The organism is Azohydromonas sp., from assembly GCF_035325925.1.
Taxonomy (GTDB): domain Bacteria; phylum Pseudomonadota; class Gammaproteobacteria; order Burkholderiales; family Burkholderiaceae_C; genus Calidifontimicrobium.
This window is the reverse complement of the sequence record NZ_DAOKZA010000011.1, coordinates 77,757-101,502: the sequence shown is the minus strand read 5'-3', so window position 1 is coordinate 101,502 and position 23,746 is coordinate 77,757. Positions and strand designations below refer to the sequence as shown.

Genomic DNA, 23,746 nt, shown 5'->3' with positions numbered 1-23,746 from the left:
TATCAAAGAAGTCCACGTTCGGCGAAGTATGGGGAGCACAACATAGTTCGCGGAGAGGGGGCTTCTATGACGACCCGACTTGACGATCACGCCGCGCGGATGCAGCGACTGCGCATCGCCCGCCTGGCCGGCCTTGTGGGTGACGCCTATGCTGCTGGCTATGAGCGGGGCCTGCGCCGCCTCGCGCATGGTGATCGGTTCGGCACTGAGGCTGAGCATGCGCTTTGGCTGAAGCTGGCCGACGACGCCGACGAGATGCGAGCCGAGCGAGGCCGCGGCTACCGCGATGCGATCGGGGGTCGAGAGGTGCCCGCCGGCGCGGAGGGAACAAGATGAACGGCGACCTCAATGGGCCGATCGACGACCCGGCGAGCTGGGCAGACCCGACACCGAGGCGGTGCGCGAGCTGGTGCGGGCGGCGGTGCGCACCCTGCAGACACCCGAATACGGCCGGCGCTTCGTGAACCCCGAAGAGATCGGCACGTACCTCGACCTCGCACGAACCGAGGCGGACCTTCGCCGCGCACTCGCGGCGCTTGGGCATCCAGCGGCGACGACGCCGATGCGTTCGCCAGTTGCGGGAGTCGGCCAGCCGAAGGGCTGAAGGAGATTCGCCGCGCCTAGCCCGAGGCTGATCCCCGAGGGTGAAGACCCGGACCCTTCCCGGGCTGGCGCGGCGACCCCAACGAAGGGCGCATCGGAAGGGGTGCGAGCGTGAACAACGATGAAGCCGAGGCGGCGGCGAAACTCTCGCGCATCCTCGGGCCCGAGTGCGCCGCCGAAGTCCTGGAACTCGTTCGCAGCGTTGAAGGCGATCGCGACATGCTGCAGCGACTCGACCTCACGCCGAGACACTTCGCACGCAATAAGCTGCAGCGCCTCGGCAATCTGGCGCGCGATCTTGGCGACGACCTACACCGGTGGCTTGATGACGGCGCCACCGGGTCACAATTCGCCTATCGTTTCGCGAAGTTCCGGAATGCGCACGCGCGCCCGGATGAACGGATCGCCCTTCGCGAACAGTGGCGCCTGTTGACCGACGCGGCGACGACGCTCGACTGGCTCGCGCAGTGGGCCGCGCGTGAGGTTGAGCGGCTTCCACCCGCGAAGCGCGGTCGCAAGCGAAACCCCGGCGCCGTGTTGATCCGGCAGCTCGCCGTGATCCTGGGCATGCACGGGCACCCACTGGCGTCGGGCTCCGGCGCGCGGCTTGTCCGTGTGGCGCGGCAGTGTTGGCGGCAACTCCGTTTGACTGGTGATCCGCACGACGTGTTGCGCACTGCCATTGAGCGCGGTGAGATCGACCTCGATCTGCTGCGGCAGCAGCTCGCGAACCTCGGTGCATTGAAGCGAGGATTGTCATCAACGACGCGCGGGCCGGGTCTTCCCGGGGGGGGGAATCGGAGCGACGAAGGCGAATTGACCTCCCTAGGCGGCGGCAGCAGCGCTCGGCAGCATCTGCGTACTGAGCCGCTATCAGCATCGCGAATACGGCGACTCAAATAACGGGGCCGCCGGCGATCGCGACGCGGGCGGCTCCATGTTCAGGAGCCGTCATGCAATCCACCCCCACCCCCAGCCCCGCGCACGCCGTCGACCGCGCGGGCTGGCACAGCCGCGCCTTCGTGTTGCCTCGCGAGACGCTGCAACGCGAGCCGGCCGAAGGCGAGCCCGAACCCGAGGCGATCGTGTTCCAGAGCGGCGGGGCCGTTGAATCGCCGTTCAAGGTGCGCGGCACCCTCGACGCCTGGCGATCGACGGTCGCGGCGAAGAGCGCCGGGAACTCGCGCCTGACCTTCGCCGTGAGCTGCGCCTTTGCCGGCCCGCTGCTGGCGGGGGCCACCGAGGCGAACCACGGTCACGCCGGCCGCGAGTGGCTGCGCTGGTGTGTCGATCACGCCGACGAACTGCGCGACGACGTGCGCGGCGGTATCGAGCGCCTGGCCGCGCAATGGGTCGCCGATGGCGCCTCGGGGCAGGTGCATCGCGTCGGCCGGCGCTTCGCCCTGGCGGCGGTGGCCGGCGAACTGGCGACCGACGCCGGGCTGACCGGGTGGCCGCAGGGCGAGGCGACCGCCGCAGCGCGGGCTTGCTTCGAGGCCTGGCTCGCGGCGCGGCCGGAGGGCGTGCAATGAGTGGCGATCACAAGACCGGCGAGGGCGCCGCGCCTGATCGCCTGTTGCGCTTGCCCGCGGTCATGGATGCGGTCGGCGCCGGCCGTACCTTCGTTCTCGACCGCGTGCGCAATGGCACCTTCCCCCGTCCGATCAAGATCGGCAGGGCGACCATGTGGAGTGAGCGAGCGGTTCAGCGCTGGATCGCCGAACAGATCGCAAGCCGCAGCGCTGCAGCCGATCGCGAGGCGGCACGATGAAGGCCGCGAAGGACAAGCGAACCACCGGCGCAGCGGGCGACGTTCACGCGGAGATCGCCGAGACGGCCGCCTACCTGCACACCGGCACGCCTGGCGAGGCGAGCGACGCGAGCGAATTCCCCGGGACTCAGGCGCTGTTGTTCGCCATCGCTGACAAGGTGGCCGAGGCGGTGCCGCGTTCCGTTGCCCTCAGCGGCCGGCGCTACTGGCTGCGCGTCGGCCTGGCGCTGGAAGTCGAGGTGTTCGCGACACCCGGCGAAGCGCTGCCGCTGCTTTCGGGTGTCACCTTCTCGACAGCTGAGGGCGACGACGCGCCCGGCGCTGCGATCGACGCGACGGCCGCACGCCTGCGTGGCGGCGCACCCGGCCACGCGATCGCCCCGGACAGAGCCGCGCTGATGAAGGCGCTGCGGGCAGACGTGAGCGCAGGCGTGCCGCGCTACGTCGAGTTCCACGGTCGCATGTACTGGCCGCGCGTGCACGTTCACATGCGAGTCGAGGTGTTCGCCGCGCCGGGCGGCACGCTGCCGTTGCTGTCCGGCCTGATGCTGTCGACGACGAACCACGGGCACGCGCCCGGGCATTGACAATGAGGCGAAGCCCGGTTCACGTCGCGCGCCACGCCGGCGGGCCGTACCGCAGCGCGGCGCTGCAGCGCTCTTGTGTCCTCGCCCGCTTGATGTGCGGCCCTGCCAGTAAGGCCGAGCTTGAACAGGGTTGCAGGGTGCCGAGCGTGACGAAGCGAATCAGCGAGCTGCGTGCGGGCGGCTTCCCGATCGTCGGCGGGTGGGCCATCGTCACGGGGCCGGACGGCACCGCGACCGCAACGATGGTCTATGCGCTGGCAGCGTGCGACCAGTCGCAAGGCGACCTGTTCGGCGCGAGTGGCGCAGCATGACGACGAAGCGCACACCCGCCCCGCTGTCTGCGGGCGACCTTCGATCGGCCCTGCTCGCGATCCCGGCCGACCTCGACCGCGAGACCTGGCTTCGCCTGGGCATGGCGCTTCACTCCGAGCTGCCGGGCGACGAAGGGCTCGCGATCTTCGATGAATGGTCGCGCGGCGGGCAGACCTACAACGCCCGCGACGTGCGCGACGTGTGGCGATCGTTCAAGCCCGGCCGGATCACGATCGCGACGCTGATCGCCGAGGCGAAGCGCCACGGCTGGCGACTTTCCAAACCCGCCACGCCCGAAGACCTGGCCGAACGCGAGCGCCGCAGGGCCGAAGCGGCAAAGCGCCGCGACGCCGACGAAGCCCGCTTCCGCGCCCGCGCCGACGACACGGCACGCATGGCTGCGGCCCTGTGGGCGAAGGCGAGCGAGACGGGGACGAGCGTCTACCTCGACCGCAAGGGCATCAAGGCGCACGGCGTGCGCTTCCTCGGGGATGGTTCGATCGCGGTCCCGATGGTCAACGCTTCGGGCCTGGTGAACTTGCAGACCATCGCCGCCGATGGATCGAAGCGGTTTCTTCGATGGGGGCGCAAGGCGGGCACCTGGCACATGATCCGCGGCGACGCCGAGGGCGCCGACGTGATCGTAATCGCCGAGGGCTTCGCGACCGCGGCGAGCATCTTCGAGGCGACGGGCCGGCCGGTGGCCGTGGGCTTCGATGCCGGCAACCTGCGCCACGTCGCGCAGGCCCTAGCCGAGCTGCATCCCTCGGCGCGGCTGCTGATCGCGGGCGACGACGATCGGGCGACGACCGGCAACCCGGGCCGCAAGGCGGCGACCGCCGCGGCCCGCGCGGTGGGTGGGCTCGCCGTGTTCCCCGAGCCGTTGCCCGAAGGCGGTTCGGACTTCAACGATGTGCACCAGTCGGCCGGGCTCGCCGCAGTGCGCGACGTGATCGAGCGGGCGTGCGCCGAGCTGCTGACGATGCCCGCGAAATCGACGCAGGAAGCGCCGAGCGGGGCCGAGGATGCCGAGGCATCGCCCGACGCCGTAAACGCCGCCAGCGGGCCGCCAGACGCCGCGACGGGGCTGCCCTTCGGCTTCGAGCTGCGCGACGGGTGGCTGTACTACCGCGACAGCGGCGAGGGCGGCGGTTCGCCGCGCATGGTCGCCGTGTGTTCCCGCCTAGCGGTGATCGCCCGCACGCACGATGCGGACGGCGACGGCTGGGGCTTCCTCTTGGAGTTCGACGACCCGCGGGGCAACGTGCGCACCTGGCCCATGCCGGCGCGGATGCTGGCCGGCGACGGCAACGAATACCGCGCCGCCTTGCTCGGCATGGGGCTTCGCATCGCCCCGGGCACGAAGGCGAAGGACCGGCTCGGGCTGTTCCTGCAACAGAGCACGCCGGCCGACTTCGTGCGTTGCGTCGATCGCGTGGGCTGGCACGGCCGCGCCTTCGTGTTGCCTCGCGACACGCTGCAACGCGAGCCGGCCGCAGGCGAGCCGGCGCCCGAGGCGATCGTGTTCCAGACGGGCGGCGCGGTCGAATCGCCGTTCAGGCTGCGCGGCACTCTCGACGCCTGGCGATCGACGGTCGCGGCGAAGTGCGTTGGGAACTCGCGGCTCGCCTTCGCCGTGAGCTGCGCCTTTGCCGGTCCACTGCTGCGCCCGAGCGGGATCGACTCGGGCGGGTTCCACCTGCGCGGGTCTTCGAGCTGCGGCAAGACGACTGCGCTGCGCGTGGCCGGCAGCGTCTACGGCGGGCCGAACTACCTGCAACGCTGGCGGGCCACCGACAACGCCCTAGAGACGGTGGCCGCGCAGCATTGCGACGCCCTGCTTATCCTCGACGAGCTGGCGCAGGTGGACCCGAAGACCGCGGGCGAGTGCGCCTACATGCTGGCAAACGAAACGAGCAAGGCCCGCAGTCAACGCACGGGCGAGCCGCGCCCGCGGCTGACCTGGCGCCTTCTCTTCCTGAGCGCGGGCGAGGTGGGGCTCGCGGCGCACATGGCCGAAGGCGGCAAGCGAGCCCGCGCGGGTCAAGAGCTGCGCATGTGCGACACCGCCGCCGAGGTGGCGCCGGGCACGATCTTCGAGACGACGCACGATCACGAGGGCGGCGCCGCCTTCGCGCAGTACCTGGCGGGGGCCACCGAGGCGAACCACGGTCACGCCGGCCGCGAGTGGCTGCGCTGGTGTGTCGATCACGCCGACGAACTGCGCGACGACGTGCGCGGCGGTATCGAGCGCCTGGCCGCGCAATGGGTCGCCGATGGCGCCTCGGGGCAGGTGCATCGCGTCGGCCGGCGCTTCGCCCTGGCGGCGGTGGCCGGCGAACTGGCGACCGACGCCGGGCTGACCGGGTGGCCGCAGGGCGAGGCGACTACCGCAGCGCGGGCTTGCTTCGAGGCCTGGCTCGCGGCGCGGGCCGGAGGGCAGGGCGACGCCGAGACGGCGCAGATGCTGGCGCAGGTGCGGCGCTGGCTGCAGCTCAACGGCGCCGGGCGCTTCACGTGGTGGCACCGCGCCCTTGACGACCGGGCACCCGACAAGGGGCTGCGGGCCGGGCTGCGGCGAATGGTCACGAAGGACGGCCGGCCGATCAAGAGCGACAGTGACCACATGCGCGAGTTCGGCGAGAAGGTGAGCGACGCCGACGCCGAAGAAACCACCGTCGATCACTACTGTTTCCCCGAGGTCTTCGAGCGCGAGGCGTGCGACGGCTTCGACGCCGGCGCGGTGTTGCGGCTGTTGCGTGACCGCGGGCACCTGGTGTCCGAAGGGCGCCACCTGGCGCGGCGTGAGCGCCTGCCCGGGCTCGGCAATGTGCGGGTGTACCGCATCCGAAGCTCGATCTTCGAGGGCGACGACTGAGCCCCGGCGGGGTGTCGGGCGAGCGCCAGTCGGGGGGGCGGGTCGGCCCGCGTGGCGGTTACAAATTCGCGCGGCGGGTCGGCGGCAACAGTGCGGCGCCGCCAGTGACGAACGAAGGCCCGCACGTCGGCGAACCTCGGCGTATCGAGTTGCCCCCACATGCGCCGCGTGTGGGGGCAGTGCGTGCGCAGATGTGGGGGCAGAAAAAGTGAGGCGTGACAACCACTTGCCGAGGTTGCCCCCACTGCCCCCACTGCCCCCACAAGAAAGCGGGTCACCGGGAATTCTTCCCGGTCTCGCAGAGCCCGAGATGTAACACGCCGCGCCGTCGACGAAGCTGCCGGCGCCGCGCCTGACACCCCCTATGGGTCCTTCCGGGGGCAGTCCCGGGCGGGTAATTCGGCCCCCCCGGCGGCGCCAGTGGGTGCGCCGGTGAACTTATCAATTGACGATGCGTGATCGACGCTGACGATAGATGTAGGCTATGAGCCGGGCCCGTCGTTTGGCCTCGGCGCTGGGGGCGTGTGGCGGGCCCTGCGGCGCTACCGGCTGGGGTGGCGGTTGCAGCCGCTGTCGTGCAACGCACCGGCGATGAACAGCACGGGCTACCCGACGACGGCGATCAACCCTGCGCCGATCGCCATCGTGCGCTCGGCGTCCAAGGCCAGACCCAACGGGACCAGCGCGGCGCCGACGCCGACGAACCAGATGCACCAGACCACGCCACGCACCGCAGGCCCTATCGCCGCTCGATCCGGCGGGCTGTCGGTTCGACCCCTTGGTGACGGTGACGGCGCGGCGCCTGGTGCGGCACGACCGCGCGGCGGTGGCCGTCGCCGATGGTCGAGCGTTCGGTGAGTTGCGTCGCGGTGACCTGGCCGGCCTGCAGCGTGACGCGCAGCCGACCATCCGGCAGGCGGTACACAAGTTCCTCGAACTGCCCGCCGGCGGCGTCGATCGCCATCGTACGCCGCGCCGGCTGCCCGCGCGATCGGATCACTTCATCGGCGGTCATGCCGGGCACGATGGCGCCGCGCTCGATCGCTGCACGCGCCCGGGCGCTGCGCAGCAGCGGGTCGGCGAAGTCGAAGCCCGCGACGACGTTCGGCGCCGCAAGGTCGATCGCACCGCCGGCGCCCTTGCATGGCGTGTCCTGAAACGAGATCGCGCCGTCGGCCGAGCTGCAGCGGTAGACGACGCCCTGCGCCGTGGCGGCGCACGTCGCCAGCGTGCACAGCAGCGCGGCGAGGGCGGGGCGACTGAGGGCGGGTGCTGGGGTCACGGCCGCAGCATAGGCCCGCCTGGCTGACGCGGCAACGATGCGCGACTGCCGCGAGCCGCGCCGGCGGGGCTGCACCCGTTGCCGAGACGCGGCCGCGCTGTTGACGATCTGGCGCCCCAGGGCGGGGGCACATAGCGTCCCGATTGCCCCGTCGAATGATCCTCTCCCGTTCCCCTGTGCCCCCGCTTTCGCCGATCGGTGCCCCCGCAGGTGCCCCCGCGATGCCGCGGAAGGTGGCACACTACAGCGACCGTGGGCGAACGGTTCCCCTAGGCGTTTCAGAGGGAAACGCGATCAAAGAGGACGTGAGCGGACGGCAGAGGATGCCGATTTGGTGCCCGGGGCCGGACTCGAACCGGCACGGATTGCTCCGGGGGATTTTGAGTCCCCTGCGTCTACCGATTTCGCCACCCGGGCCGGGGACTGCGGTGGCAGTTGCGCGGCGCGGATTATCACATGCACCCTGCGCGGGCCCGGGGCCGCGCTGCGACAATCGCCGCGTGAAGAGCCGAGCCGCGACCATGCCCGCCTACCCGACCCTCGAAGACGCCATCGGCCGCACGCCGCTGGTGCGCCTGCAGCGCGTGTCCGGCGTCGACAACGACCGCCGCGGCAACGTGATCCTCGGCAAGCTCGAGGGCAACAACCCCGCCGGCAGCGTGAAGGACCGCCCGGCGATCAGCATGATCCGCCGCGCCGAGGAGCGCGGGCAGATCAAGCCGGGCGACACGCTGATCGAGGCCACCAGCGGCAACACCGGCATCGCGCTGGCGATGGCCGCGGCGATCCGCGGCTACCGCATGGTGCTGATCATGCCCGAGGACCTGTCGATCGAGCGCGCGCAGACGATGAAGGCCTTCGGTGCAGAGCTGATCCTCACGCCCAAGAGCGGCGGCATGGAGTACGCGCGCGACCTCGCCGAGCAGATGCAGAAGGACGGCAAGGGGCTGGTGCTCGACCAGTTCGCCAACGCCGACAACCCGCGCATCCACTACGAGACCACCGGGCCCGAGATCTGGCGCGACACCGAGGGCCGCATCACGCACTTCGTCAGCGCGATGGGCACCACGGGCACGATCACCGGCGTGTCGCGCCACCTGAAGGAGATGAACCCGGCGGTGCGCATCGTCGGCGCTCAGCCCGCCGAGGGCTCGCGCATCCCGGGCATCCGCAAGTGGCCCGAGGCCTACCTGCCGAAGATCTACGACCCGCGGGCGGTCGACGAGCTGGTGCTGGTGACGCAGGCCGACGCCGAGGAGATGGCGCGCCGTCTCGCCCGCGAAGAGGGGCTGTTCGCCGGCATCTCGGCGGCCGGTGCCTGCTGGGTGGCGCTGCAGATCGCGCAGCAGGTCGAGAACGCGACGATCGTCTTCGTCGTGTGCGACCGCGGCGACCGCTACCTGTCCACCGGCGTGTTCCCCGCCTGAGCAGCCGTGAGCGAGTTCCGCTTCTGCCCGTGCTGCGCGACGCCGCTGGCGCCGATCGCGGTGGCCGAGGACGGCGGCGACAAGACGCGGCTGCGCTGTCCGGCCTGCGGCTTCACGCACTGGAACAACCCGACGCCGGTGCTCGCCGCGGTGATCGAGTGCACCGACCGCGACGGCCAGCTGCTGCTGGCGCGCAACGCGGCGTGGAGCGGGCGCATGTTCGGGTTGATCACCGGCTTCATGGAGGCCGGCGAGACGCCGCAGCAGGGCATCGCGCGCGAGGTCGAGGAGGAGACCGCGCTGCAGGTCGACACGCTCGAGCTGATCGGCGTGTACGACTTCCAGCGCATGAACCAGGTGATCATCGCGTACCACGCGCGCTCGCGCGGTGAGGTCCGCCTGTCGCCCGAGCTCGCCGAGTACCGCCTGTTCGCACCGGCGGAGGTGCGCTGCTGGCGCGCCGGCACCGGCTTCGCGCTGGCCGACTGGCTGCGCGCGCGCGGCATCGAGCCGCGGTTCCTCGAGCCGCCGCGCGGCTAGCGCCATCCGTCCATCGACCGGGATCGACCATGTCCGACCACCTCCAGGCGCACCGCGAACTCGACACTCGCGGCCTGAACTGCCCGCTGCCGATCCTCAAGGCGAAGAAGGCGCTGGCCGAGATGGCCAGCGGCGAGGTGCTCAAGGTGGTGGCCACCGACCCCGGTTCGATGCGCGACTTCAAGGCCTTCGCGCGCCAGACCGGCAACGAACTGCTCGAGCAGGTGCAGACCGCCGACGAGTTCGTGCACTACCTGCGACGGCGCTGAGCGCGCCGCCGCCCGTCACAGGTCCAGGCTGCGCAGGAAGTCACGGAAGCCCGGCCCCAGTTCCGGGTGCGCCAGCGCCAGCTCGACGTTGGCCTGCAGGAATCCCTCCTTGCTGCCGCAGTCGTAGCGCTTGCCCTGGTAGCGGTAGGCGAACACCTTCTCGCGGCGCAGCAGCGAGGCGATGCCGTCGGTGAGCTGGATCTCGCCGCCGACGCCGCGCGGCTGGGTCTCGATCTCGTGGAACACCCCGGGCGTCAGGATGTAGCGCCCGGCCACGCCCAGGCGCGACGGCGCCGCCTCCGGCGCCGGCTTCTCGACGATGCGCTCGACGTCGACCAGCCGGTCGTTGACCTCGCTGCCGGCGACGATGCCGTAGCGGCGCGTGTGCTCGGCCGGCACCTCCTGCACCGCCAGGATCGACGCGCGCCACTCACCGAACTGCTCGACCATCTGCGCCAGCACCGGCGGGCCGTCGCTCGGGCCGACCATCAGGTCGTCGGCCAGCAGCACCGCGAACGGCTCGTTGCCGACCAGCCGGCGGCCGCACAGCACCGCGTGCCCCAGGCCCAGGGCCTGCGGCTGGCGCACGTAGATGCACTCCATGTCGTCGGGCTTGACGCTGCGCACCACGTCGAGCAGCGCCTGCTTGCCCGCCTGTTCGAGGGCTACCTCGAGCTCGAAAGTCATGTCAAAGTGATCCTCGATCGGCCGCTTGTGGCGGCCGGTGACGAAGATCATCTCGCGCACGCCGGCGGCGTAGGCTTCCTCGACGGCATACTGGATCAGCGGCTTGTCGACCACCGGCAGCATCTCCTTCGGTTGCGCCTTGGTCGCGGGCAGGAAGCGGGTGCCGAGCCCGGCGACCGGGAAGATCGCCTTGTTGACTTTCATCGATGCGGGTGTGCCTGCAGGGGGAGAGGGGATTCTGTCACGCGACGCGCGCCGCGCTCGCTGACCGAAGGCCGCGAATCGCATGGACGTGCTGATCGTCGAACCGATCGACGCGCAGGTGATGCAGTGGCTGCAGCAGCGCCACGCGGTGCGCTACGCGCCCGAGCTGGTGCGCGACCCGCGCGCGTTCCGGCAGGCGCTGTTCAACGTGCGCGCGCTGGTCATGCCGCCGGCGGTCGCGCTCGACGCGACGATGCTGCACTACGCGCCGGTGCTGCGCGCCGTCGGCGTGGTCGGCAACGGCGTCGAGGCGATCGACACCGCCGCGTGCCAGCGCGCCGGCGTCGAGATCGTGCGCAGCGGCGCGGCGAGCGCGGCGGCCGAGGCCGAGTTCGTGATCGGCGCGCTGCTCGCGCTGCTGCGCCGCGTGCCGGTGGTCACCGAGGACGGCGCGCAGGTCGGGCGCGAGTTGGGCGGCGTCACCGTCGGCCTGGTCGGCCTGGTGCCGGCGACGCCGGCGCTGGTGCCGCTGCTGGCGGCCTTCGGCTCGCGCGTGGTCGGCTACGACCCGGCGGTGCACGCCAACGACGGCCTGTGGGCGCGCTGGGGCGTGATGCCGCTGCCGCTGCGCGAGCTCGTCGAGCGCAGCGACGCGCTGTGCGTGATGCTGCCGTACTTCAACCGCTACCGCGGCCTGCTCGGCGACCGCTTCCTGCCGTTCTGCAAGCCCGACCAGGTGCTGGTCAGCCTGTCGCGCTCGAGCCTGTTCGACGAGGCCGCGCTGGCCGACGTCCTCGGCAGCGGGCGCATGGCCGCGGCCTGGCTCGACAGCGTCGAGCCGGGGCTGCTCGACGCCGGGCGGCCGCTGTCGGACATCGACACGCTGCAGGTCACGCCGCACGTGGCCGGCATCACCCGCGAGTCGCGCCGGCGCGGCGCGTGGATGGTCGCGCGCCGCATCGACGAGCTGCTCGGCGAGCGCCCCGACGCGGCGCCCGAGTTCAGGCTGCCGGCAGACGAGCCGCCTGATCTCGCAGACGACGCAGCGTCTGCGTGAAGCCGGCCAGGCGCTGGCGCTCCTGCTCGACCACCGCCGCCGGCGCGCGCTCGACGAAGCTGGCGTTGCCCAGCTTGGCCTGCGCCTTCGCCACCTCGGCGTCGAGCCGCGCGATCTCGCGCTCGAGCCGCGCGCGTTCGGCCGCCATGTCGACCTCGACGTGCAGCGCCACGCGCAGGTCGCCGAGCACCGCCACCGGGGCCGCCTGCGTGGCCTGCGCGAAAGCGGACTCGGGTTCGATCAGCCGCACCTCGGCCAGCCGCGCCAGCGCGCGCAGCAGCGGCGCCGCCTCGGCGACGAAGCCGGCATCGTCACCGCTGCCATGGGCGAGCAGCGGCACGCGCTCGCCGGGGGCGAGCCCCATCTCGCTGCGCAGCGTGCGGCAGGTGCCCACCAGGGCCTTCAGCCGGGCGACCCAGGCGTCGGCGGCGGCGTCGACGCGTTCGAGCTGCGCCTGCGGGTAGGGCGCGACGACGATGCCGCCGTCGACCGCGCGGCCGGCCGCCGGCGCGACCTTCTCCCACAGCTCGGCGGTGACGAACGGCGTGATCGGGTGCAGCAGTCGCAGCACCGCCTCGAGCACGCGCAGCAGCGTGCGCCGCGTCGCGCGCTGCTGCGCCGCCGTGCCCTGGGCGAGCTGCGCCTTGGCGATCTCGAGGTACCAGTCGCAGTACTCGTCCCAGACGAAGGCGTAGATCGCGTTGGCGACGTTGTCGAGCCGGTAGTCGGCGAAGCCCTGCGCCACCGCGGCCTCGACGCGCTGCAGCTCGCTGACGATCCACTTGTCGGCGTGCGAGAAGTGCAGCGTGCCGTCGGGGCCGCAATCGTGCGCGCACTCGACGATGCCGCGCTCGACGTCGCCGAGCCCGTCGACCTGCATCAGCACGAAGCGCGTCGCGTTCCACAGCTTGTTGCAGAAGTTGCGGTAGCCCTCGCAGCGCTTGGTGTCGAAGTTGACGTTGCGCCCGAGGGTGGCGTAGCTGGCCATCGTGAAGCGCAGCGCGTCGGCGCCGAACGCCGGGATGCCGTCGGGGAACTCCTTCTTCGTCGCCTCGCGCACCTTCGGCGCGGTCTCGGGGCGGCGCAGCCCGGTGGTGCGTTTGTCCAGCAGCGGCTCGAGCGCGATGCCGTCGATCAGATCGACCGGGTCGAGCACGTTGCCCTCGCTCTTGCTCATCTTGTGGCCGTGCGAGTCGCGCACCAGGCCGTGGATGTAGACGTGGCGGAACGGCACCTTGCCGGTGAAGTGCGTCGTCATCATGATCATCCGGGCGACCCAGAAGAAGATGATGTCGAAGCCGGTGACGAGCACCGTCGACGGCAGGAACAGGTCCTGTTCGACCGTCTTCGCCGGCCAGCCCAGCGTCGAGAACGGCACCAGCGCCGACGAGTACCAGGTGTCGAGCACGTCGGGGTCGCGCTGCAGCGGGCCGGCGTAGCCGTCGGCGGTGGCCTTGGCGCGCGCCTCGGCCTCGTCGCGCGCGACGTAGACCTGGCCGTCGATGCCGTACCACGCCGGGATCTGGTGGCCCCACCACAGCTGGCGCGAGATGCACCAGTCCTGGATGTGGTGCATCCACTGGTTGTAGGTGTTGACCCACTGCTCGGGCACGAAGGTCACGGCGCCCGAGGCCACCGCGTCGATCGCCTGCTGCGCGATGCTCTTGCCGTCGGCGCCCGGCCTGGTGGTCGCGACGAACCACTGGTCGGTGAGCATCGGCTCGACCACCTGCCCGGTGCGCGCGCAGCGCGGCACCATCAGCTTGTGCTTCTTCGTCTCGACGAGCAGGCCCAGCGCGTCGAGGTCGGCCACCACCTGCTTGCGCGCGACGAAGCGGTCGAGCCCGCGGTACGGCACCGGCGCGTGGTCGTTGACCTTGGCGTCGAGCGAGAGGATGCCGATCAGCGGCAGGCCGTGGCGCTGGCCCACCGCGTAGTCGTTGGCATCGTGCGCCGGCGTGACCTTGACCACGCCGGTGCCGAACTCGCGGTCGACGTAGTCGTCGGCGATGACGGGGACCTCGCGGTCACACAGCGGCAGGCGCACCGTCTTGCCGACGAGGGCGGTGTAGCGCTCGTCGTCGGGGTGCACCATCACCGCGGTGTCGCCGAGCATCGTCTCGGGGCGCGTGGTGGCCACCACCAGCGAGTCGAGGCCCGTGGCCGCCTTCAGGCGGCCGTCCGGATCGACCAGCGGGTAGCGGATGTGCCACAGGAAGCCGTCCTCCTCCTCGCTCTCGACCTCGAGATCGGAGACGGCCGACATCAGCACCGGGTCCCAGTTGACGAGCCGCTTGCCGCGGTAGATCAGGCCTTCGTCGTACAGGCGCACGAAGGTCTCGGTGACGACGGTCGAGAGCTTCTCGTCCATCGTGAAGTACTCGCGCGACCAGTCGACGCTGTCGCCGAGGCGCTTCATCTGGTTCGTGATCGTCGAGCCGCTGCGCTGCTTCCAGTCCCACACGTGCTTCAGAAAGGCGTCGCGACCGACGTCGTGGCGGCTGATGCCGACTTCCTGCAACTGCCGCTCGACGACGATCTGCGTCGCGATGCCGGCGTGGTCGGTGCCCGGCAGCCACAGCGTGTTGAAGCCGCGCATGCGGTGGTAGCGGGTCAGCGCGTCCATGATCGTCTGGTTGAACGCGTGCCCCATGTGCAGCGTGCCGGTGACGTTCGGCGGCGGCAGCTGGATCGCGAACGACGGCTTCGTCGCGTCCAGCGTCGGCGCGTAGGCGCCGACGCGCTCCCACAGCGCCGACCAGCGTGGCTCGATGGACGCGGGATCGAAGGACTTCGCGAGTTCGCTCATGGATCGAAGGGGCAGGACGGGGCCGGGCGGGGCGTCGGCGCGACGCCTGCCGCGCCCGGGCAGCCAGGACGGACGGGGCGACGATTGTAGGTCGTGGCACCGCGCGGGGCGGGCATCGAACCCGTGCCGAGACGCGTACGGTCCTCGAGGCTTTCGCCGCCCGCGGCCCGCGCCACGCAGGGCACGCTTGGACGAGACGGCTGCGGCGCCCGGCAGGAGGACGCGATCAGGCGGTCTTGAAGCGGTTGCCGACGACGGTGGCGGCCACCACCAGCGCCGTCGAGATCGCGATCATCACGATGCCCAGCGCCGACAGCCGGCCCCACAGTCCGTCCTCGGCAAAGCGCAGGATCTGCACCGCGAGCACCTCGGTGCCCGGGCGCGACAGCACCACCGACAGCGTCAGCTCGCGAATGAACATCGACGCCATCAGGATCCACCCCGAGACGATGCCCGGGATCAGCAGCGGCACGATGATGCGGCGCATCGTCGTCATCGGGCTCGCCCCGCACACCAGCGACGACTCCTCGAGGTGGGCGTGGATCTGGATGAACGCGCTCGACATCGGCCGGATGCCGTACGGCAGGTAAGTCGCGATGTAACCCAGCAGCAGCGCCCAGATGGTCGCGTACAGCGGCGTCTGCACGAAGAACCACATGAAGCCCACGCCGATCACGATGCCGGGGAACGAGAACGACAGGTAGCTCAGCGACTCGAGGATGCCCGCGCCGCGCGTCTTCACCTTGACGATCACGTAGGCGACGAACACCGACAGCAGCACGCCCAGCGTCGCGCCGACGACCGCGAGGAACAGGCTGTTCTTCAGCGCCAGCAGCGAGATCGGGTCGGCGAACACGTCGCGCCAGTGCTTCAGGCTCATCGCCTCGAAGGCGCGCGCGCTCGGCAGCATCGAGTACGGCACCAGCGACGTGTAGGCGAGCACCGCCACCGGCAGCACGATGAGCACGAACGACAGCACGCCGACCAGCGCGAACAGCGGCAGCCGCGCGCGTCCGAGCTCGATCACCGTCGGGCGGAAGCCGCGGCTGGAGATGGTCACGAACTTCTCGCTCTCGGCGGTCAGCGCGCGGTACACGACGATCAGCGTCACCGAGGTCACCAGCACGCTCATGCCCACCGCGGCGGCCTTGCCGTAGTCGGTGGCGAAGCCGGTGGCGATCATCTCGTACAGGTGCGTGGCCAGCACCTGCACGCGCCCCGGCATGCCCAGCACCTGCGGCACCGCGAACGACGCCAGGCTGCGCACGATGCCGAGGATGAACGCGGCGAGGATCGCCGGGCGCAGCACCGGCAGCGTCACGCGCAGCAGCGTGCGCCAGGGGCTGGCGCCGAACACCCGCGACGACTCCTCGAGCGCGACGTCGAACGAGGCCATCGCCGGCGCGATGATCAGGTAGGCGATCGGCAGGTCGAGCAGCCCCTCGACGAGGATCATGCCCCACAGCGTGTAGATGTCGAACGGGGCGCCGTCGAGCCCGAACAGCTGCATCAGGCCGACGTTGATCAGCCCGTTCGACGGATTCAGCAGCAGCGCCCAGCTGACCGAGAACAGCAGGTGCGGGATCATCATCGGGATGATCGACAGCACGCCGAACAGGAACTTGAACGGGATGTCGGTGCGCGTGTTCAGGTACGCGAGGAAGATCGCCAGCACCGTCGACAGCGTCGACGAGCCGAGCACGAACACCGTGGTGTTGAACATCACGTCGAGGAACGCCGGGTCGCTGTACGCCTGGACGTACTTGTCGACGGTGAACTGGCCGAACGCGGTCAGCCCCTCGGAGAAGCTGCCCAGCAGCAGCATCAGCACCGGCGCCACGGTGAGCGCGCCGACGATGGCGATCAGCAGCCAGGTCAGGCGGGTGCGGCGCGGGTCCATCGCGCCGCGCTCAGGCCGCCACGAGCAGGCAGTGCGCCGGGTCGAGCGTGAAGCTGATCGCGTCACCCTCGCGCAGCCGCGCGTCGGGGTCGATCTTGGCCAGCAGCTGTTCTTCGCCGACGCGGATCTCGGCCTCGTAGGCCTCGCCGACAAAGGTCAGCGAGTCGACGCGGCCGTTGACGACGTTGTGCCCGACGGGCGCCTCGCCGGCGACGACGTGGATGAACTCGGGGCGGATGCACAGCGTCGCCTCGCTGCCGGCCGCGAAGTCGCGGCGCTGGCACGCCAGGCGGCCCAGCGGCGAGTCGACGACGGTGTGCCCGCCGTGCTCGCCGCGCACCGTGGCCTTGACCAGGTTGGCGCGGCCGATGAAGTCGGCGACGAAGCGGTGGTCGGCGTCGAAGTAGATCTTCTGCGGCGTGCCGGTCTCGACGATGCGCCCGGCGCGCATCACCGCGATCGCGTCCGACAGCGCCAGCGCCTCGACGCGGTCGTGCGTGACGTACACCGCGGTGATCTGCAGCTTGCCGAGGAAGGCGCGCAGCTCCTTGCGCGTCTCCTCGCGCAGCTTGGCGTCGAGGTTGGACAGCGGCTCGTCGAACAGGATCACCTTCGGCTCGGCCACCAGCGCGCGCGCCAGCGCGACGCGCTGCTGCTGCCCGCCCGAGAGCTTGGTCGCCGGGCGCTGCTCGTAGCCCTCGAGCTGCACGAAGCGCAGCGTCGCGGCGACGCGCTCGCGGATCGCACCCGCGGCCACGCCGCGCACCTGCAGCGGGTAGGCGACGTTGTCGAACACGTTCATGTGCGGCCAGATCGCGTAGGTCTGGAACACCATGCCCAGCCCGCGCTGCTCGGGCGGCACCGCGATGCCCTTGTCGCGCGACCAGACGACCTCGCCGCCGATGCGGATCTCGCCGGTGTCGGGCGTCTCGAGGCCGACGATGCAGCGCAGCAGCGTGGTCTTGCCGCAGCCGCTGGGGCCCAGCAGCGTGTAGATCTGGTTGCGCTCGATCGTGAGGCTCACGTCGTCGAGCGCCTTGATCGTCTTGCCCTCGGACTGGTAGTGCTTGCTGACGCCCTCGATGCGGATGTCCATGGGCGCGCTGCGGCTACTTGACGTCGAAGATCTTCTTGAACTCGTCGCCCCACTTCTGGATCTCGTCGTCCGACAACTCGCGGATCGGGATCACCTTCGCGTCCTGGATGCCGTCGATCGGCGGGTGCACGCCCGGCGCGAGCACGTACTCGCCGACGTCCCTGGCCAGCACCTGCATCGACTGCTGCGACAACCAGTAGTCGACAAAGGCGCGCGCCGCCGCCGGGTGCGGCGCCTTCGACGTCACCGCGATCGCGCGCGGCGTGCCCATCATCGGCTGCGACACGCGCGCCCAGTCCAGCGGCGCCGGTGCCTTGGTGACGATGTACTTGGGCATCGAGATCGCGATCAGCTTCTCGCCGCTCTCGACCGGCGCCGGGGTGGGGCCGAACGAGGCGACGAACATCGGCCGGTTCGCCGCCAGACCCTGCAGGAACGTGCGCCACTCGGCCTCGGTCTTGAACACGTTCTCCTTCAGGCCGACCAGCCAGGAGATCGTCGTCGGGTGGTTGGCCGGGTTGGCCATCACGATCTGGTTGCGCCACTTCGGCAGCGTCAGGTCCTCGTAGCGCGTCGGCACGTCCTCCTTCTTCACGCGCTCCTTGTTGTAGATCAGCGCGACGTACTCGATGCCGAACAGCTGGATGTGCGCGTCCTTGCGCGTCCACTCGGGGTAGCCCGCGGCCGCCGGCGAGCGGTAGGCTGCGAGCACGCCCTTTTCCTTCAGCAGTTCGAGCACCGGCAGCGGCGCCTGCACCACGTCGGCCATCAGCTTGCCGGCCTCGAACTCGGTGATCGCGGTGGCGACGAACTTCGACGTCGAGATGCGCGTGTACTCGGCCTTCACGCCGGTGTCGGCGGTGAACGCCTTCATGATCGGCTCGACCGCAGTGATGTTGGCGTAGAACGACGCCTTGCCCTCGGCACGGGCGCGTTCGACCAGGGCCTTGTCCTGGACCTGCGCCTGGGCGGCGATGCACACGAGCAGCGAGGCGGCGATCAGTCGTTTCATGCGGCGTCTCCGGCAGGGGTCGGGCCGCGGCGTCGGCGCCTGCGGCGAAGCGTGGAGCGTTGCCGAAGTGCCGGCCGGCCGAGTTGACGTGCGTCAATCGCCGCGTGCGCCGCCGACACCGAGTCGGCGCGCCGCACCAAGGCGAAAGCCCGGCGGGGCCGGGCTTTCGGGTGACGCCGGGCGCGGTGCCCGGGCGGGGGTTCTGGTGCCGGTGAAGAGAGTCGAACTCCCGACCTTCGCATTACGAATGCGCTGCTCTACCAGCTGAGCTACACCGGCGAAAGACCGCGATTATAGGCACGCCGGGGCGGCTCACGCGGCGTGGTACTCGGTGACGCGCCGCACCTCCTGGCTCGATCCCAGGATCACGCTGACGCGCTCGTGAAGCTTGGTCGGCTGCAGGTCGAGGATGCGGCGCTGCCCGTTGGTGGCCATGCCGCCGGCCTGCTCGACGAGGAAGGCCATCGGGTTGGCCTCGTACAGCAGGCGCAGCTTGCCGGGCTTGTCGGGCTCGCGCTGGTCCCAGGGGTACATGAAGATGCCGCCACGGCTGAGGATGCGGTGCACGTCGGCGACCATGCTGGCGACCCAGCGCATGTTGAAGTCCTTGCCGCGCGGGCCCTCCTTGCCGGCCAGGCACTCGTCGATGTAGCGGCGCATCGGCGGGGCCCAGTGGCGCAGGTTGCTCATGTTGATCGCGAACTCCTTCGTCTCCTCGGGAATGCGGATGTCTTCCTGGGTCAGCACCCACGAGCCCTGCTCGCGGTCGAGCGTGAACATCGCCACCCCGTTGCCCACCGTCAGCACCAGCGTGGTCTGCGGGCCGTAGACGCAGTAGCCGGCCGCCGCCTGCTGACGCCCGGGCTGCAGGAAGTCCTCCTCCGAGACACCGCGCGTGTGGCCGACCTTGCGCAGGACGCTGAAGATCGTGCCGATGCTGACGTTGACGTCGATGTTGCTCGAACCGTCGAGCGGATCGAACAGCAGCAGGTACTCGCCCTGCGGGTAGCGGTCGGGCACGACGTGGATGCTGTCCATCTCCTCGCTGGCCATCGCCGCGAGGTGGCCGCCCCAGACGTTGGCCTCGATCAGCACCTCGTTGGCGATCAGGTCGAGCTTCTTGACGATCTCGCCCTGCACGTTGCTCTGGTCGGTGCTGCCCAGCACGTCGCCGAGCTCGCCCTTGTTGACCGAGATCGCGATGCGCTTGCACGCGCGCGCGACGACCTCGATCAGCAGCCGCAGCGGCGGGGTCAGGTGGCCGTGTTCGCGCTGCTGCTCGACCAGGTACTGCGTCAGGCTGATGCGGCGTTTGGGCATCGTTCAGTCCTCCAGTGCGCGGGTGACGATCTCGCGCACGTCGTTGCTCAGTTCGGCCTTCGCGGCGATGCGCGCGACGGCCTCGCGCGCCGCGCCGCGGAACGGTTCGGCGAGGTGGCGCCAGCGGTCCATCGTGCGCACCAGCCGCGCGGCCAGCTGCGGGTTCGCGGCGTCGAGCTCGAGCACGCGGTCGGCCCAGAAGCGCACGCCGGCGGCGTCGGCGCGGTGCAGCGCGGCGGCGTTGTGCTGGCAGAACATGTGCACCAGGCTGCGCGCGCGGTTCGGATTGGCCAGCGTGAAGTCGGGGTGCTGCAGCAGCGCCTTGACGCGCCCGAACACCGCGCCGTCGCGCTCGGGCGCGCAGGCCTGCAGCGCGAACCACTTGTCGACGACCAGCGCGTCGCCGCGGAACATCGCGTGGAAGTGCTCGAGCGCCTTGTCGGCCAGCGGCGCGTGCGCGTGCACCAGCGCGCGCAGCGCGCCGAGCCGGTCGGTCATGTTGCCGGCGTCCTTGACGCGCTGGTACGCGCGCCCCGGCCACACCGGGTCGCCGACCTCGACGGCGTGCAGGCACAGCATCGCCAGCGCCAGGTTCGCCAGCGCGCGCCGGCCCGACTGCGCCATGTCCGGGCGGTAGCCGTCGCTCACCTGGTGCCGCTCCCAGGCCCAGGCCCAGTCGGCGTGCAGCCGCGTGGCCAGCTGCGCGCGCATCGCCTCGTGCACCGCGTGCACGCGCGGCGGATCGACCTCGTCGAGCGTCTCGGCGACCCAGGCTTCGCTGGGCAGCGTCAGCACCAGCTCCTTGAACGACGGCGCCAGCCGTTCGTCGCGCAGCACGCGGCGCATCGCGTCGACGAAGGCCTCGTCGAGGTGCGGCAGCGTGTGCGCGGCCAGCGCGCGCTGCAGGCGCGCCAGCGCCAGGCGCTGGCCGGCGTCCCAGCGGTTGAACGGGTCGGCGTCGTGCGCCAGCCGCAGCAGCAGCGTCTCGTCGTCGGCGCCGTCGTCGAGCAGCACCGGCGCCGAGAAGCCGCGCAGCAGCGAAGGCACCGGCGGCTCGTCGACGCCGTGGAAGGTCCAGCTCGCGCTCGGCGCGTCGAGCACCAGCAGCCGTTCGTCGGCGGCGTCGCCGTCGGCGGCCAGGCGCAACGGCAGCACCGCCCCGTCGCGGCCGAGCAGCCCGGTCGCCACCGGGATCACGAACGGCAGCTTGTGCGGCTGGCCCGGCGACGGCGGGCAGTGCTGCTCGAGCGTCAGCGTGTAGGTGCGCGACGCGGCGTCGTGCCGACCGCGCGCGGTCACGCGCGGCGTGCCCGCCTGCGCGTACCAGCGCTTGAAGGCGTCGAGCCGTGCGGCCAGCTCGCTGCCGGGGTTGGCGTCGGCTACGGCCTGCGCGAAATCGTCGCAGGTCACGGCCTGGCCGTCGTGGCGCTGCACGTACAGCGCCATGCCGCGCGCGAAGCCGTCGCGGCCGACCAGCGTGGCCATCATGCGCACGACCTCGGCGCCCTTCTCGTAGACGGTGGCGGTGTAGAAGTTGTTGATCTCGAGGTAGCTGTCGGGGCGCACCGGGTGCGCCATCGGCCCGGCGTCCTCGGCGAACTGCAGCTGGTGCAGCATGCGCACGTCGGCGATTCGCTTGACCGCGCGCGTGGCCGGCGAAGGCGCGCCGAACCAAGGCGCCGACGCGTCGCCGGCCATGTCGGCGCTGAACTCCTGGTCGCGGTAGACCGTCAGCCCCTCCTTCAGCGACAGCTGGAACCAGTCGCGGCAGGTGATGCGGTTGCCGGTCCAGTTGTGGAAGTACTCGTGGCCGACGACGCCCTCGATCGCGGCGAAGTCGTCGTCGGTGGCGGTGGCGGGGCTGGCCAGCACGTACTTGGTGTTGAAGACGTTCAGCCCCTTGTTCTCCATCGCCCCCATGTTGAAGTCGTCGACGGCGACGACCATGAAGCGATCGAGGTCCAGCGGCAGGCCGAAGCGCGCCTCGTCCCAGGCCACCGAGGCGACCAGCGAGCGCATCGCGTGCTCGGTCTTGCCGAGGTCGCCGCGCTTGACCCAGACCTGCAGCAGGTGTTCGCGGCCCGAGCGGCCGACGATCCTCTGCTCGCGCGCGACCAGGTCGGCGGCGACCAGCGCGAACAGGTAGCTGGGCTTGGGGTGCGGGTCGTGCCAGGTCGCGAAGTGGCGGCCGCCGTCGAGGTCGCCCTGCGCGACCAGGTTGCCGTTGGCCAGCAGCACCGGGTACCTCGCCTTGTCGGCGCGCAGCGTGACGGTGTAGACGGCCATCACGTCGGGGCGGTCGAGGAAGAACGTGATGCGGCGGAAGCCCTCGGCCTCGCACTGCGTGAACAGCCCGCTGCCCGACCTGTAAAGCCCCGACAGCTGGGTGTTCCTGTCGGGCGCGACCGAGTTGCGGATCTCCAGCGTGAAGCGCTCACCGGCCGGCGGGTGGTCGATCACCAGTTCGCCGCCGGCGTGGCGGAAGCTCACGCTGTCGCCGTCGGCGAGCACGCGCAGCAGGTTCAGCTGCTCGCCGTGCAGGCGCAGCGGCTGCGGCGCGGCGGCGGGGTCGCGCTCGATCGCGAGCCGGCTCGACACCAGGGTCTTGGCGGCGTCGAGGTCGAACGTCAGCTCGACCTCGCGGATGCGGTATGCGCTCGGCGCGTAGTCTTCGCGCCGCACGACGGTGGCAGGGCCTTCGCGCATGGGGGTTCTCTTCCGGGTGGACGGCAGGGCGGTGACGGCGCGGCGCCGTCACAGCCCCTGCTTGAGGCTGGCGGTGATGAAGGGGTCGAGGTCGCCGTCGAGCACCTTCTGCGTGTTGCTGATCTCGACGCCGGTGCGCAGGTCCTTGATGCGGCTCTGGTCGAGCACGTAGCTGCGGATCTGGTGACCCCAGCCGACGTCGGTCTTGCTGTCCTCGAGCTTCTGCTGCGCCTCCATCTGCTTGCGCATCTCGTGCTCGTACAGGCGGCTGCGCAGCACGCGCCACGCCTCGTCGCGGTTGCTGTGCTGGCTGCGGCTGTTCTGGCACTGCACGACGATGCCGGTGGGCAGGTGCGTCAGGCGCACCGCGGAGTCGGTCTTGTTGATGTGCTGGCCGCCGGCGCCGCTGGCGCGGAACGTGTCGGTGCGCACGTCGGCGGGGTTGATCTCGATCTCGATCGTGTCGTCGACCTCGGGGTAGACGAACAGGCTGGCGAAGCTGGTGTGGCGCCCGCCGGCGCTGTCGAACGGGCTCTTGCGCACCAGCCGGTGCACGCCGGTCTCGGTGCGCAGGTGGCCGTAGGCGTAGTCGCCCTCGACCTTGAGCGTCGCGCTGCGGATGCCGGCCACGTCGCCGGGGGTCTCCTCGAGCACCTCGCCCTTGAAACCCTTGCGCTCGCAGTACTTCAGGTACTGGCGCAGCAGCATCTGCGCCCAGTCCATCGCCTCGGTGCCGCCGGCGCCGGCCTGGATGTCGACGAAGCAGTTGCCGGGGTCCGCCGGGTTGGCGAACATGCGGCGGAACTCGAGCGCCTCGATCTGCTCGCGCAGCCGGTCGGCGTCGGACTCGATCGACGCCAGCGCGTCGACGTCGCCCTCGTCCTTGCTCATCTCGTACAGCTCGCGGCTGTCGGCGAGGTTGCGCGTCAGGTGGTCGATCGTCTCGACCACCGTCTCGAGCGACTTCTTCTCGCGGCCGAGCTCCTGCGCGCGCTTGGGCTCGTTCCAGATCGCCGGGTTCTCGAGTGCGGCGTTGACCTCGTTCAGCCGCAGTGCCTTGCGGTCGTAGTCAAAGATACCCCCGAAGCTGCTCGGTGCGTGCGCTCAGGTCGGCCAGCAGCGTGCCGATCGCGTTGATCTGTTCGTTGTCCATCGTCGGTGGGCGGGTGTGCGTGGGCGACGATTCTTGCATGCCCGCGGCGGCGCGCGGCGGCGCGAGGTGCGGGTAAGCCCGGAGGGGGGAAGCGAGCGCATCGGCCCGGTTTGTCAGAAAGCGGTAAGGCGTC

General features: G+C 70.8%; 22 protein-coding genes and 2 tRNA genes. 11 read left to right on the top strand and 13 right to left on the bottom strand.

Annotated elements, in window-relative coordinates; translation table 11 throughout:
• On the bottom strand, positions 1–219 hold a 219-nt coding region (locus PKC53_RS06370; protein WP_324427404.1), incomplete at its 3' end, for a hypothetical protein.
• Between the two features lie 178 nt (positions 220–397).
• On the opposite strand from PKC53_RS06370, the gene PKC53_RS06365 reads away from it, so the two are divergent.
• From PKC53_RS06365 to PKC53_RS06335, 7 genes are all read left to right on the top strand, one after another.
• The gene (locus PKC53_RS06365; protein ID WP_324427403.1) at positions 398–604 is read left to right on the top strand and encodes a hypothetical protein; all 207 of its coding nucleotides are present in this window, start codon (positions 398–400) and stop codon (positions 602–604) included.
• A gap of 110 nt (positions 605–714) precedes the next feature.
• Positions 715–1,506, top strand: coding sequence for a hypothetical protein (locus tag PKC53_RS06360; protein ID WP_324427402.1), 792 nt, complete (start codon positions 715–717; stop codon positions 1,504–1,506).
• Between the two features lie 50 nt (positions 1,507–1,556).
• Positions 1,557–2,135: a DUF927 domain-containing protein gene (locus tag PKC53_RS06355; protein ID WP_324427401.1), complete on the top strand. Its 579-nt coding sequence runs from the start codon at positions 1,557–1,559 to the stop codon at positions 2,133–2,135.
• Positions 2,132–2,374, top strand: a complete 243-nt coding sequence (locus PKC53_RS06350) for an AlpA family phage regulatory protein (protein ID WP_324427400.1) — start codon at positions 2,132–2,134, stop codon at positions 2,372–2,374. The genes PKC53_RS06355 and PKC53_RS06350 overlap by 4 nt, the downstream gene beginning before the upstream one ends.
• Positions 2,371–2,961: a hypothetical protein gene (locus PKC53_RS06345; RefSeq protein ID WP_324427399.1), complete on the top strand. Its 591-nt coding sequence runs from the start codon at positions 2,371–2,373 to the stop codon at positions 2,959–2,961. Before PKC53_RS06350 ends, PKC53_RS06345 begins: the two co-directional genes overlap by 4 nt.
• Before the next feature lie 146 nt (positions 2,962–3,107).
• Entirely contained in the window at positions 3,108–3,272 is a 165-nt protein-coding gene (locus PKC53_RS06340; RefSeq protein ID WP_324427398.1) for a hypothetical protein, read from the top strand.
• The gene (locus tag PKC53_RS06335) at positions 3,269–6,151 is read left to right on the top strand and encodes a DUF927 domain-containing protein (RefSeq protein ID WP_324427397.1); all 2,883 of its coding nucleotides are present in this window, start codon (positions 3,269–3,271) and stop codon (positions 6,149–6,151) included. The genes PKC53_RS06340 and PKC53_RS06335 overlap by 4 nt, the downstream gene beginning before the upstream one ends.
• 605 nt (positions 6,152–6,756) lie before the next feature.
• Here PKC53_RS06335 and PKC53_RS06330 read toward each other — a convergent pair.
• The 3 genes from PKC53_RS06330 to PKC53_RS06320 all read right to left on the bottom strand — a co-directional run bounded on the left by PKC53_RS06330 (position 6,757) and on the right by PKC53_RS06320 (position 7,850).
• Positions 6,757–6,882, bottom strand: a complete 126-nt coding sequence (locus PKC53_RS06330) for a hypothetical protein (protein WP_324427396.1) — start codon at positions 6,880–6,882, stop codon at positions 6,757–6,759.
• An 8-nt stretch (positions 6,883–6,890) separates the two neighbouring features.
• Entirely contained in the window at positions 6,891–7,508 is a 618-nt protein-coding gene (locus tag PKC53_RS06325) for a hypothetical protein (RefSeq protein ID WP_324427395.1), read from the bottom strand.
• Between the two features lie 257 nt (positions 7,509–7,765).
• Positions 7,766–7,850: transfer RNA gene (locus PKC53_RS06320), tRNA-Leu, on the bottom strand.
• 104 nt (positions 7,851–7,954) lie between these two features.
• Here PKC53_RS06320 and cysM point away from each other — a divergent pair.
• From cysM to PKC53_RS06305, 3 genes are read left to right on the top strand one after another with little or no spacing between them, the layout of a single operon-like run.
• The gene (cysM, locus tag PKC53_RS06315) at positions 7,955–8,860 is read left to right on the top strand and encodes a cysteine synthase CysM (protein ID WP_324427394.1); all 906 of its coding nucleotides are present in this window, start codon (positions 7,955–7,957) and stop codon (positions 8,858–8,860) included.
• A gap of 6 nt (positions 8,861–8,866) precedes the next feature.
• Positions 8,867–9,400 carry an NUDIX domain-containing protein gene (locus tag PKC53_RS06310; RefSeq protein WP_324427393.1) on the top strand — a complete coding sequence of 178 codons (534 nt, stop codon included), beginning with the start codon at positions 8,867–8,869 and terminating at the stop codon, positions 9,398–9,400.
• A gap of 29 nt (positions 9,401–9,429) precedes the next feature.
• Positions 9,430–9,669, top strand: a complete 240-nt coding sequence (locus tag PKC53_RS06305; RefSeq protein ID WP_324427392.1) for a sulfurtransferase TusA family protein — start codon at positions 9,430–9,432, stop codon at positions 9,667–9,669.
• Between the two features lie 15 nt (positions 9,670–9,684).
• Here PKC53_RS06305 and galU read toward each other — a convergent pair whose 3' ends face one another.
• Positions 9,685–10,560 (bottom strand): UTP--glucose-1-phosphate uridylyltransferase GalU, encoded by an 876-nt coding sequence (gene galU / locus PKC53_RS06300; protein ID WP_324427391.1) that lies wholly within the window; start codon positions 10,558–10,560, stop codon positions 9,685–9,687.
• An 82-nt stretch (positions 10,561–10,642) separates the two neighbouring features.
• Here galU and PKC53_RS06295 point away from each other — a divergent pair, with 82 nt between their 5' ends.
• Positions 10,643–11,617 (top strand): NAD(P)-dependent oxidoreductase, encoded by a 975-nt coding sequence (locus PKC53_RS06295; protein ID WP_324427390.1) that lies wholly within the window; start codon positions 10,643–10,645, stop codon positions 11,615–11,617.
• On the opposite strand, the gene PKC53_RS06290 is transcribed toward PKC53_RS06295, so the two are convergent.
• From PKC53_RS06290 to prfB, 8 genes are all read right to left on the bottom strand, one after another.
• Positions 11,562–14,426 (bottom strand): valine--tRNA ligase, encoded by a 2,865-nt coding sequence (locus tag PKC53_RS06290; RefSeq protein ID WP_324427389.1) that lies wholly within the window; start codon positions 14,424–14,426, stop codon positions 11,562–11,564. The two genes, PKC53_RS06295 and PKC53_RS06290, sit on opposite strands and share 56 nt — an antisense overlap.
• Before the next feature lie 226 nt (positions 14,427–14,652).
• Complete coding sequence (locus tag PKC53_RS06285) at positions 14,653–16,326, bottom strand: iron ABC transporter permease (protein ID WP_324427388.1); 1,674 nt, start codon at positions 16,324–16,326, stop codon at positions 14,653–14,655.
• Positions 16,327–16,336: 10 nt separating this feature from the next.
• Entirely contained in the window at positions 16,337–17,422 is a 1,086-nt protein-coding gene (locus PKC53_RS06280) for an ABC transporter ATP-binding protein (protein WP_324427387.1), read from the bottom strand.
• 13 nt (positions 17,423–17,435) lie between these two features.
• Positions 17,436–18,434 (bottom strand): extracellular solute-binding protein, encoded by a 999-nt coding sequence (locus PKC53_RS06275; RefSeq protein ID WP_324427386.1) that lies wholly within the window; start codon positions 18,432–18,434, stop codon positions 17,436–17,438.
• A 203-nt stretch (positions 18,435–18,637) separates the two neighbouring features.
• A tRNA-Thr gene (locus tag PKC53_RS06270) sits at positions 18,638–18,713 on the bottom strand.
• 33 nt (positions 18,714–18,746) lie between these two features.
• Positions 18,747–19,754, bottom strand: a complete 1,008-nt coding sequence (locus PKC53_RS06265; protein WP_324427385.1) for a class 1 fructose-bisphosphatase — start codon at positions 19,752–19,754, stop codon at positions 18,747–18,749.
• A 3-nt stretch (positions 19,755–19,757) separates the two neighbouring features.
• The gene (gene pepN / locus PKC53_RS06260) at positions 19,758–22,460 is read right to left on the bottom strand and encodes an aminopeptidase N (RefSeq protein ID WP_324427384.1); all 2,703 of its coding nucleotides are present in this window, start codon (positions 22,458–22,460) and stop codon (positions 19,758–19,760) included.
• A gap of 48 nt (positions 22,461–22,508) precedes the next feature.
• A protein-coding gene (gene prfB / locus PKC53_RS06255; RefSeq protein ID WP_324427383.1) for a peptide chain release factor 2 occupies positions 22,509–23,613 on the bottom strand; the annotation gives its coding sequence in 2 pieces (ribosomal slippage) (positions 22,509–23,531 and positions 23,533–23,613; 1,104 coding nt in all).
• Positions 23,614–23,746: the final 133 nt, after the last annotated feature.

Bases quoted from the DNA above. Each gene is read 5' to 3' on its own strand.
- PKC53_RS06275 (WP_324427386.1), bottom strand. From the start codon at position 18,434: ATGAAACGACTGATCGCCGCCTCGCTGCTCGTGTGCATCGCCGCCCAG.
- PKC53_RS06345 (WP_324427399.1), top strand. From the start codon at position 2,371: ATGAAGGCCGCGAAGGACAAGCGAACCACCGGCGCAGCGGGCGACGTT.
- PKC53_RS06280 (WP_324427387.1), bottom strand. From the start codon at position 17,422: ATGGACATCCGCATCGAGGGCGTCAGCAAGCACTACCAGTCCGAGGGC.
- PKC53_RS06295 (WP_324427390.1), top strand. From the start codon at position 10,643: ATGGACGTGCTGATCGTCGAACCGATCGACGCGCAGGTGATGCAGTGG.
- pepN (WP_324427384.1), bottom strand. From the start codon at position 22,460: ATGCGCGAAGGCCCTGCCACCGTCGTGCGGCGCGAAGACTACGCGCCG.
- PKC53_RS06350 (WP_324427400.1), top strand. From the start codon at position 2,132: ATGAGTGGCGATCACAAGACCGGCGAGGGCGCCGCGCCTGATCGCCTG.
- PKC53_RS06265 (WP_324427385.1), bottom strand. From the start codon at position 19,754: ATGCCCAAACGCCGCATCAGCCTGACGCAGTACCTGGTCGAGCAGCAG.
- PKC53_RS06305 (WP_324427392.1), top strand. From the start codon at position 9,430: ATGTCCGACCACCTCCAGGCGCACCGCGAACTCGACACTCGCGGCCTG.
- PKC53_RS06290 (WP_324427389.1), bottom strand. From the start codon at position 14,426: ATGAGCGAACTCGCGAAGTCCTTCGATCCCGCGTCCATCGAGCCACGC.
- PKC53_RS06335 (WP_324427397.1), top strand. From the start codon at position 3,269: ATGACGACGAAGCGCACACCCGCCCCGCTGTCTGCGGGCGACCTTCGA.
- PKC53_RS06355 (WP_324427401.1), top strand. From the start codon at position 1,557: ATGCAATCCACCCCCACCCCCAGCCCCGCGCACGCCGTCGACCGCGCG.
- PKC53_RS06285 (WP_324427388.1), bottom strand. From the start codon at position 16,326: ATGGACCCGCGCCGCACCCGCCTGACCTGGCTGCTGATCGCCATCGTC.
- cysM (WP_324427394.1), top strand. From the start codon at position 7,955: ATGCCCGCCTACCCGACCCTCGAAGACGCCATCGGCCGCACGCCGCTG.
- galU (WP_324427391.1), bottom strand. From the start codon at position 10,560: ATGAAAGTCAACAAGGCGATCTTCCCGGTCGCCGGGCTCGGCACCCGC.